The organism is Umezawaea sp. NPDC059074 (assembly GCF_042738955.1).
Classification (GTDB): domain Bacteria; phylum Actinomycetota; class Actinomycetes; order Mycobacteriales; family Pseudonocardiaceae; genus Umezawaea.
Genome location: NZ_JBHYHC010000102.1, coordinates 25,913 through 33,261 on the forward strand (window position 1 = coordinate 25,913; position 7,349 = coordinate 33,261).

Annotated in this window: 8 protein-coding genes; 4 read left to right on the forward strand and 4 right to left on the reverse strand. The window is 68.7% G+C overall.

Features of this window, described 5'->3' with window-relative positions:
• Positions 1 to 82: 82 nt before the first annotated feature.
• Positions 83 to 1,117 (forward strand): class II fructose-bisphosphate aldolase, encoded by a 1,035-nt coding sequence (fbaA, locus tag ACFWW9_RS33530; protein WP_390386151.1) that lies wholly within the window; start codon positions 83 to 85, stop codon positions 1,115 to 1,117.
• A gap of 61 nt (positions 1,118 to 1,178) precedes the next feature.
• Here the strand turns inward: fbaA and ACFWW9_RS33535 are convergent, their stop codons facing one another.
• Positions 1,179 to 2,285, reverse strand: a complete 1,107-nt coding sequence (locus tag ACFWW9_RS33535) for a hypothetical protein (RefSeq protein ID WP_390386152.1) — start codon at positions 2,283 to 2,285, stop codon at positions 1,179 to 1,181.
• A 310-nt stretch (positions 2,286 to 2,595) separates the two neighbouring features.
• Here ACFWW9_RS33535 and ACFWW9_RS33540 point away from each other — a divergent pair, with 310 nt between their 5' ends.
• Both ACFWW9_RS33540 and ACFWW9_RS33545 read left to right on the forward strand, forming a co-directional pair.
• Positions 2,596 to 3,003: a DUF3151 domain-containing protein gene (locus ACFWW9_RS33540; RefSeq protein WP_390386153.1), complete on the forward strand. Its 408-nt coding sequence runs from the start codon at positions 2,596 to 2,598 to the stop codon at positions 3,001 to 3,003.
• Positions 3,004 to 3,006: 3 nt separating this feature from the next.
• Positions 3,007 to 4,110 (forward strand): aromatic acid exporter family protein, encoded by a 1,104-nt coding sequence (locus ACFWW9_RS33545; RefSeq protein WP_390386154.1) that lies wholly within the window; start codon positions 3,007 to 3,009, stop codon positions 4,108 to 4,110.
• Here ACFWW9_RS33545 and ACFWW9_RS33550 read toward each other — a convergent pair.
• The 3 genes from ACFWW9_RS33550 to ACFWW9_RS33560 form a co-directional block, all read right to left on the reverse strand.
• Positions 4,091 to 4,342: a hypothetical protein gene (locus tag ACFWW9_RS33550; protein ID WP_390386161.1), complete on the reverse strand. Its 252-nt coding sequence runs from the start codon at positions 4,340 to 4,342 to the stop codon at positions 4,091 to 4,093. The two genes, ACFWW9_RS33545 and ACFWW9_RS33550, sit on opposite strands and share 20 nt — an antisense overlap.
• Positions 4,342 to 4,983: an HNH endonuclease family protein gene (locus ACFWW9_RS33555; protein ID WP_390386155.1), complete on the reverse strand. Its 642-nt coding sequence runs from the start codon at positions 4,981 to 4,983 to the stop codon at positions 4,342 to 4,344. The genes ACFWW9_RS33550 and ACFWW9_RS33555 overlap by 1 nt, the downstream gene beginning before the upstream one ends.
• A 99-nt stretch (positions 4,984 to 5,082) precedes the next feature.
• Positions 5,083 to 5,709, reverse strand: coding sequence for a hypothetical protein (locus ACFWW9_RS33560; RefSeq protein ID WP_390386156.1), 627 nt, complete (start codon positions 5,707 to 5,709; stop codon positions 5,083 to 5,085).
• Between the two features lie 121 nt (positions 5,710 to 5,830).
• Between ACFWW9_RS33560 and ACFWW9_RS33565 the strand changes: the two genes are divergently transcribed.
• A complete protein-coding gene (locus ACFWW9_RS33565; RefSeq protein WP_390386157.1) occupies positions 5,831 to 7,120 on the forward strand; it encodes an adenylosuccinate synthase in 1,290 nt (429 codons plus the stop codon).
• Positions 7,121 to 7,349 lie beyond the last annotated feature (229 nt).

Genomic DNA, 7,349 nt, shown 5'->3' on the forward strand with positions numbered 1-7,349 from the left:
CCCCATGATCAACTGTATCGTTCGGGTCGCGTCGTAGGATGCCCCTTGATACGGCGTTCAGGGCACCTGAGGAGGACGACCGATGCCCATCGCAACCCCCGAGGTCTACGCCGAGATGATCAGTCGCGCGAAGGCGAACGAATTCGCCTACCCCGCGATCAACGTCACCTCGTCCGAGACCCTCAACGCGGCACTCCGCGGATTCGCCGAGGCCGAGAGCGACGGCATCATCCAGGTCTCGACCGGTGGTGCGGAGTTCGCGTCCGGCACCAAGGTCAAGGACATGGTCACCGGCGCTGTCGCACTGGCCGAGTTCGCTCACGTGGTCGCGGCGAAGTACCCCGTCAACATCGCGCTGCACACCGACCACTGCCCCAAGGACAAGCTGGACGGCTACGTCCGCCCCTTGATCGGCATCAGCCAGGAGCGCGTCGCGCGCGGTGAGAACCCGCTGTTCCAGTCCCACATGTGGGACGGGTCCGCGGTGCCGCTCGACGAGAACCTCCAGATCGCGTCCGACCTGCTCCAGGAAGCCGTCAAGGCGAAGATCATCCTGGAGATCGAGGTCGGTGTCGTCGGCGGCGAGGAGGACGGCGTCGACAACGAGATCAACGACAAGCTCTACACGACCACCGAGGACTTCCTGAAGACGGTGGACGCGCTCGGGGCCGGCGACCGGGGGCACTACCTGCTCGCGGCCACGTTCGGCAACGTGCACGGCGTGTACAAGCCGGGCAACGTGAAACTGCGCCCCGAGGTCCTCAAGCAGGGCCAGGAAGCGGTGGCCGCGAAGCTGGGCCTCGCGGCGGGCTCGAAGCCGTTCGACCTGGTGTTCCACGGCGGCTCCGGCTCGCTGCTGGAGGAGATCCACGAGTCGCTCTCGTACGGCGTCGTGAAGATGAACATCGACACGGACACGCAGTACGCGTTCACCCGCCCGATCGTGCAGCACATGTTCACCAACTACGACGGTGTGCTGAAGATCGACGGCGAGGTGGGCAACAAGAAGGTGTACGACCCGCGCAGCTACCTGAAGGCGGCTGAGCAGGGCATGGGCGCCCGCATCGCGCAGGCGTGCGAGCACCTGAAGTCGTCCGGCCGCATGATCGCCGGCTGACCTCGACCTCGACGCGAACGCCCCCGGAGCCTCGGCTCCGGGGGCGTTCTCCGTTGTGGCGTCAGGAGAGCGCGGGTGCTCGTCGGCGGGCCCAGAGGTCGACGCCGGTCCACGCGGCGGCCAGCAGCACGAAGGTGACGGCGGCCGACGGGTACAGGACCGGCGGCGCTTCCAGCCACTGCTGCTGGACCCAGATGCCGCCGTAGCCGATGCCGGTGATCGCGGCGGATCCCAGCAGCGCGGCCGAGAACGCGGGCAGCGACGCCGTGTGCGCGAGGTCGACGCAGATGCCGACCAGCACGAGGAACAGCGGCACCGCGGACGTCGGGAAGTCGACGCCCATCAGCACCGGCCAGACCAGGCACCGGTAGGCGACGTAGCCCGCCGCCACGGCGGTCGCGGCCCAGCGCTTGCCGATCGTGCGCCTGGCCAGCACGAGCACGACACCCGTGGAGACCAAGCCCCACAACGGGTACACCCAGTCCGGGATCGGCAGGGCGAAGCTCAGCACCGCCGTGCGGTCCACCGGGCGGCCGATCTGGTCGGCCGCGAACTGGAGCAGGATCGGTTCGGCCTCCGGCTTCCCCGCGTCCCACGCGCCCAGCGAGATGACGCCGTACTCCTGGTGCTGGTTCGGGAACCAGGTGTTCTCCAGGAAGAACATCCACAGCGCCGCCAAGCCCCACGTGTGCGCGCGGCCCGCCGGGTAGTACGCGCGCCACCCGCGGATCGCGCCGGCGAGCATGATCGCCGTGCCGAGGTACAGCAGCGCGTGCGAGCCGCTCCACGACGTGATGTCCAGGCCGTTGATCCGGTGGTTGATGAGGTCGATGGGCAGGGCGATCAGGAAGACGCCCGTGCCCCACTGCATGAGCCGCAGCGCGGTCCTGTCCACGGCGTAGCCGGTGAACGTGTGGAAGATCGTCAGCGCGACCACGATGACCGTGCCGGCCGTGTTGAGCAGGTGCGGCGGCGCGAACTCGTCGCGCAACCACTTGAAGTGCCAGGCGACGTCCCACGTCGAGCCGAGCAGCTTCAACAGCAGGCCCGCGAGCCACAGCTGGTAGAGCGGCTTGGTGAGCCGAGCAGGCGTGTCGCGGCCGGGCTCTCCGCGCTCCCAGTACTGGTCGCGGAACTCCGCGACGTGTGCCCTTACCCCCGTGTTCACCCGGACATGATGCGTCGCCGCCGTCCCGCGTGGAAGCGCGGTTCTCCCTGGTCTTTCGCGTAGTTTCCCCTAGGGGAACGCCCTGAGCTGCGCAAATGCCGATTCACCCTCCCGAACGGGTGACGTTCGTTGCTCTCAACGGCCCAACCGGGGATCGTGCGGCGCTGAGAACCCGCTGAGAGTTGGGGAGACCACCCGTGGGCAAGAAGGTCGTCGCAGGCGTGCTCGTCTCGGCGTTGGTGCTCGCCGCCGTGGCCGTGGTGGTGAGGGTGTTCCCGTCCTGACACGGGCGGTGGGGCACGATTACCCCATGACCAACCTCCTCGGACCGGACCCGACCCTGCTGCCGGAACGTCCGGAGGCGCAGGCCGCCTCCGACGGCGGCACCGATCCAGGCAAGATCGTCCGCGCCTACCCCGACTTCAGCGAGGCGTGGGCGCTGCTCGCGGAGCGCGCGCTCCAGGCGGGCGACCCGGTCGCCGCGTACGCCTACGCGCGCACCGGCTACCACCGCGGTCTCGACCAGCTGCGCCGCGCGGGCTGGAAGGGCTTCGGGCCGGTGCCGTGGAAGCACCGCCCGAACCAGGGCTTCCTGCGGGCGCTCGCGGCGCTGGCGCGGGCGGCCGACGAGATCGGCGAGACCGAGGAGTACGAGCGCTGCTTGAAGTTCCTCGCGGACAGCGACCCGCAGGCGCCCGCCGCGCTCGGACTGAGCTGATCGATGGGCGCGGTGCGGGCTGAGCTGGGACGACGGCTCCAGCGGTGGCGGCGCACCGCGCTGCCGATCCTCCAGGCCGCGCTGGCCGCCGGGCTGGCGTGGTTCGTGGCGACGGCCCTGGTCGGGCACCCGCACCCGTTCTTCGCGCCCATCTCGGCGGTCGTCTGCCTCGGCGTCTCGCTGGGGCAGCGGCCGCGCCGGGTCGCGGAACTGGTCGTCGGCGTCTCGGTCGGCGTCGGCGTCGGGGACGTGCTGATCTCCCAGATCGGCTCGGGCCCGTGGCAGATCGCGCTGGTCGTGGCGCTGGCGATGTCGGCGGCCGTGCTGCTCGACGGCGGCGCGGTGATCGCCTTGCAGTCCGGCTCGTCCGCGGTGCTGGTGGCGACGCTGCTGCCGCCCAGCACGAACGGCGGGTTCGACCGGATGGTCGACGCCCTGATCGGCGGGCTCGTCGGCCTGGCCGTGACGGCGCTGCTGCCCGCCAACCCGCTCACCATCGCCCACCGGCACGGCAAGGTCGTGCTGGGCGAGCTGTCCACGGCCCTGCGCGGCATCGCGTCCGCCGTGGCCGAGCACGACACGGTGAAGGCCGCGGGCGTCCTCGCCCAGCTGCGCAAGAGCCAGTCCGCCATCGAGGACTTCAAGGACGCGCTCAAGGCCGGCAAGGAGATCGCGACCATCGCGCCGATCCGCTGGCACCGCCGCGACGAGCTGGACCACTACCGCGAGGCCGCGCTGCCCCTGGACTACGCGCTGCGCAACACCAGGGTGCTGGCGCGCAGGGCCCTGGCTGCCCTCAGGGACGACGAAGGCACCCCGGCCATCCTCCCGGACGTCCTGCGCCGCTACGCGGACGCCGTGGACCTCCTGCGGACCGAACTGGCCCGAGGGGACAAGCCCGACCAGGCCCGCGCGGCCATCCGCGACGCGGCGAGCACCGCCACCACCACCGAGCTCGGTGGTGACGGCTTCTCGACCAAGGTCGTCCTCGCCCAGATCCGGTCCGTCGCCGTCGACCTGCTCCAGGCCACCGGCCTGTCGCGGGCGGACGCCGTCGAGGCGCTGCCGCCGCTGTCCCGCAAGCCGCTCACCCCTCCGGCCGGTTGAGCACCCCCACGAGCAGCTCGTGCACGGCGGACAGGTCCTCCGGGTCCTTCAACGCGCACGAGCCGCCCGTGAGGGCGTACCACTCGTCCGCCCCCTCGTAGCGCACCTCGGCCCGCATCGACCCGTCCTCGGCCAGCACGGAGCGCAGTTCCAGCTCGCCGGTGATCACGCCGACGTCGTCGGTCATGATCCCGCCGGGGCCCGCGACGAACGGTGACGAGTATTCGGCCATCAGCACCTTCCGAGCATGTCCTGCAACGCTGTCTTCTCCGAGGAGTTAACGGTAAGGGCCCACTTGTACTTCGTGCGCGTCCACATCTTGGCGTAGGTGCACCAGTAGGACGTCAGCGGCGGCTTCCAGGTGGCGGGCGTCTGGTCGCCCTTCGCCTGGTTCACGTTGTCCGTCACGGCGATCAGTTGAGGACCGCTCAGGTCGTTCGCGAATTGCTGCCGCTTGGCCGTCGTCCAATTCTTCGCGCCCGTTCGCCAGGCCGCGGCGAGCGGCACGACGTGGTCGATGTCGAGGTCGGACGCGGCGGTCCAGGTGGCCCCGTCGTAGGGCGAGTACCAGCTGCCGGAGGTGGCCGCGCAGCTGGAGTCCACCACGACGTTGGAGCCGTCGCGCTTGAGCACGGTCTCACGGGTGTTGCAGGCGCCCGAAACCGTGCTCCAGTGCGGGAACAGGTCCCGCGAGTAGCCCGTCATCGACCCGTCGGTCGCCACCGTGAGGGCCGCGAGCTCGGACTTCGCGGTGGCGGTGCTGGGGATGCTGGGAGGGGTCGCGTTCGCCGACGGGGCGAGTCCCGCGACGAGCGCGACGGTAGTCAGCAATGACAGGGCCGCCACTCGGACGGCATTGTTGACCGTTGACATGTAATCCGACCTTCCGCTAGGGAAATCGGAATTACTGTCGGATAGTCAGCCGGCCATAACAATGCTTTCGGGTGACACTCGAAAGAATTAGTTCGGTACTTACAACCCCCGCACCAGTCGCAGGTCCTCCGTGTGGCGGTACCAAGTCCACTTGTTCATCTGCCTCGGGTGGGCGACCCCGTCCGAGGTGACCGCCGTCGGCAGGCAGCCGAGCTGGAACGCCCTCCCGGCGGTCTCCTTCACCTTCCGCCCGAGCAGCCGCTTGTGGATCACCCGCACCACCAGCCCCGCCCCGCCGTCCGGGTCGGGCGTGATCTCCAGCCGGGTCGCCTGCCCGCGCAGCACGTTGTCGTCGTCGCAGTAGCCGACCCCGCGGACCGGACTGATCACGCCGAGGCCCACGAGCACGCCGCCCACGTCGTCGCGCAGGAACGGCACCTTGTCCGGGTCGCCGCCCAGCGCGAGGTCGAGCGCGCGCGCCGGGTCCGTCGGCAACCCCCACAGCGCGGCGACCTCGGAGTCCGGCGACGACGGCACGAAGGCCAGCGGCACCTCCGCGACACGCTCGGTCCGCAGCAGCCGCAACACCACCGAGTTGAGGTCCGCGTCGGTCCCCGCGACGACGAGACGCTGATCACCCAAATCGGACAGGATCGCGTCTACGTGCGCTTTTCCCGGTCGTGACGGCACGGTGAACACCGTGATGTCGTCACGCTCAGTGACCATTGGCGACTCCCTGTCGAGGCTGTCGTTTCCGCAGGCCAGCACGATTCCGCGCACCATCAACTCCTGGTCTACCCTCATGCACCGGCATTGCCCTTCCCAGTCCTAGCCCTTGGAGTTTCACATGCCGGCCGTAGTGCTGATCGGTGCCCAGTGGGGCGATGAGGGCAAGGGCAAGGCCACGGACCTGCTCGGAGAGCGCGTCCAGTGGGTCGTCCGCTACCAGGGCGGCAACAACGCGGGCCACACCGTGGTGCTCCCCAACGGGCAGAACTTCGCCCTCCACCTGATCCCGTCGGGCATCCTCACGCCCGGAGTGATGAACGTCATCGGCAACGGCGTCGTGGTCGACCCCGGCGTCCTGCTGGAGGAACTCGGTGGCCTGGAGGCCAAGGGCGTCGACACCGACCGGCTGCTGCTGTCGGCGGACGCGCACCTGATCATGCCGTACCACGTGGCCATCGATAAGGTCACGGAGCGCTACCTCGGCAAGGCCAAGATCGGCACCACCGGGCGCGGGATCGGGCCGTGCTACCAGGACAAGCTGGCGCGGGTCGGCGTGCGGGTGCAGGACCTGCTGGACGAGAAGATCCTGCGGCAGAAGGTCGAAGCCGCGTTGGACATCAAGAACCAGATGCTGGTGAAGGTGTACAACCGCAAGGGGCTCGAGGTCGACCACGTCGTCGACACGGTGCTGGAGCACGGGAGCAAGTTCGCCTCGCGGATCGCGGACACCCGGTTGTTGTTGAACCAGGCGTTGGAGCGTGGTGAGACGGTGCTGCTCGAGGGGTCTCAGGGGACTCTGCTCGACGTGGACCACGGCACTTATCCGTTTGTGACGTCGAGCAACCCGACGTCGGGTGGGGCTTGCGCTGGGTCGGGTATCGGGCCGACTCGGATCACGACGGTGATCGGGATTTTGAAGGCGTACACGACTCGGGTGGGGTCTGGGCCGTTCCCGACCGAGTTGAACGACGACATGGGTGAGTACCTGCGGAAGACCGGTGGCGAGGTTGGTGTGACCACTGGTCGTAACCGGCGGACCGGGTGGTTCGACGCGGTGATCGCTCGGTATGCGGCTCGGGTCAACGGGATCACGGACTACTTCCTCACGAAGCTGGATGTGTTGTCCAGCTTGGAGAAGGTGCCGGTGTGCGTGGCTTACGAGATCGACGGGACTCGGGTGGACGAGATGCCGATGTCCCAGTCGGATGTTCACCACGCTGTGCCGGTGTACGAGGAGTTGCCTGGGTGGCACGAGGACATCAGCGGGTGTCGGACGTTTGAGGAGTTGCCCGCCAACGCTCGGGCTTACGTGGAGTACCTGGAGCAGATTTCCGGGGCTCGGATGTCGGCGATCGGTGTTGGGCCTGGGCGGGACCAGACGATCGTGCGGCACGACATGCTTGGGTGATCTTTTTCGTCCTTCGCCCCATCCCGTGTGTTTGCGGGGTGGGGCGTTGGGTTTTTCTGGGGGCTTCCGGCTGCGGCTTCCAGTGGGCCGGGTGGGCGGCTGCGATTTCCAGTGGGTCTGGTAGGTGGCTGCGATTTCCAGCGTGCTGTGGCCGATTTGATTTGGGGCCCCTAGATTTGCCCCTTGATCGGGCCAAAAGGCAGTGCCCCAAAGCCCTGCCCGATCTCCA